Genomic DNA, 1,903 nt, shown 5'->3' with positions numbered 1-1,903 from the left:
AGCTGCTCCTCGCTGAACCGGCTGTCGTCCGGGGTGGCGATCAGGTCGGGCTCGGGCATCTCGGCACCCAGGTGCTCCCGTTCGACAGGGGGCGTCAGCAGGATGTCGACGAGGTCGCCCACCCGGACGGACACGGGTGTGCGCAGCCCCGTGCCGTGTGCGAAGAAGGCATCCGTGACGCGGACCGCCTGCTCCAGGGGCAGGGGGAGGGTCGGTGCGAGCAGGTGGCCGTAGAGATCGGTCCCGGACGTGGCCAGGGGGGTGGCGAAGGCCTGCCGGTCCTGCTCGGCACGGAACAGCGGGCCGGCCTCCAGGAGCCGGGACTGCAGTTGGGTGTGCCGGCGGATGCAGTCCTTGACGATGTCGACCAGTTCGGCGGCGCGCCGCTTGTGCTCGGGGTCCTCCGACTCGTCGCGTGCCTTGCGGATGTTGGTCAGGATCGCGTTCTCGTGCCGGTAGCGGTCGGCGACGTGGTCCAGGGCTTCGGCGATCATGTCGGGTACGGCGCTGAGCCAGTCCACCGCACGGACGTTGCGCCGGGTGGCCTCCAGGGCCCGGCGCAGGGTCTCCGCGTACTGCACGGTCCGGTAGCGGGCCTGTTCGGCGGCGAGCTGGGCGTCGGCGAGGCGGCCGCGGCTGATGAGCACTTCCAGCTTGACCTCGGCGGCGATCTGCGCGCTGGTCACGTCGGTGTCGAGGGCGCCGACGAGGACGTTGACCGCCTCGTCCGTGGTGCGCAGGTAGACGCTGCCGCCGGGGCCCGGCACCTCCTCGATCAGTTTGAAGTCGTAGTCCCGGCGGACGTACGTACCGTCCGGCGCGAACGTGCCGTACACCGCGCGGAAGCCGCGGTCGACGCTGCCGACGTTGATCAGGTTCTCCAGGACCCAGCGGGCCACGCGCTCGTGCTCGGCGGCCGGTCGCCGCGGGGCCTGGGCGGCGACGCGCGGGACGAGCCGGGCCACGATCTGGTCGTGGTCGGCGCCGGTGTCGAAGTCCATGTTGAGAGTGACCAGGTCGATGGCGGCGAGCGCGACCTCCGCCATGCCGTACACCGAGTACTCGCCGGCGAGATTGGCCTTGCGCGCGTCGAGGTCGTGCAGCGGCGCGGTGCAGGCGAGCGCGCGCAGCCGCCGCGCCAGCCCCTCGTCGGCGGCCGGGCCCGGGGCAGGGCGCGGCCCCGCGCTGAGCTGGGACGGAGCGCTGTCCGTCGATGCAGGCGAAGTCACGGTGCACAGACTAGGTCCTCGGTCTGACAACGGCCCAAACAGCGCAGACGTCCCTCGGTGCGTACGTCGTCACACCCGGCGCGGTGGACCCGTCACCGCTCCCGTCCTGGCCGATCCGCCGCCGGTAGATCTCCACGCCCCCTCCAGTGAGTCGCCGAGGCGGACGGCGAGCAGCCTCTCGGCCTCTCCCTCTCACCCCCTGCAGAACCTGGAGGATCCGCTGGTTGCGGGTGAGGTACGGCTCGTGCGGCCGCCGCGGATCGTCCACGACGTTGAAGGCGAGGCGCAGTTCGGCGAAGACCCCGCACATGAGCTTCGTCGGTGTGGTCGCTGCCTGCGAGCGCCACCAGTTCCCGGTGGGAGTGGATGCCGGCCGTGCCCAGCCCGCCCCAGTCACCTTCTCGCGCTGCCCGCCGGTTTTCCGCGGCGGCTTCGGCGAGACCTCCGATGCCGTCTTCCGGCCGCCGTACAGGCGGTTGCGGGCACCCCGCGGTCCGCTTCCGTGGCGGTACGCCGCCACTGGGGGCGTCCCTCACGCCGTTTCCGGTTCCGGCCGCTCCGGTACCGACAGCGCGGCCAGCGCCACCGACACCGACGCCGACGCCCGCAGGTCGAGGCGGGAGCCGGTGCCCCGGGCATGGTGGCGCAGGTCGTCGGCGGCGAGGGTGAGCAGG

The 1,903-nt window shown here is 72.5% G+C and carries 1 protein-coding gene and 2 pseudogenes; all 3 read right to left on the bottom strand.

Annotated elements, in window-relative coordinates; genetic code table 11:
* Positions 1-1,229, bottom strand: a 1,229-nt coding sequence (locus RH94_RS00995; protein WP_234425433.1) for a hypothetical protein, incomplete at its 3' end; no start/stop codon positions are given.
* A gap of 100 nt (positions 1,230-1,329) precedes the next feature.
* Positions 1,330-1,690, bottom strand: a pseudogene (locus tag RH94_RS41780) (FCD domain-containing protein); the annotation flags it as partial.
* Between the two features lie 71 nt (positions 1,691-1,761).
* Positions 1,762-1,903, bottom strand: a pseudogene (locus tag RH94_RS41775) (SGNH/GDSL hydrolase family protein); the annotation flags it as partial.

This window comes from Streptomyces kebangsaanensis (assembly GCF_001906585.1).
Lineage (GTDB): Bacteria > Actinomycetota > Actinomycetes > Streptomycetales > Streptomycetaceae > Streptomyces > Streptomyces kebangsaanensis.
The sequence above is the reverse complement of the archived record's forward strand: the minus strand, read 5'-3'. Positions and strand labels throughout refer to the sequence as shown.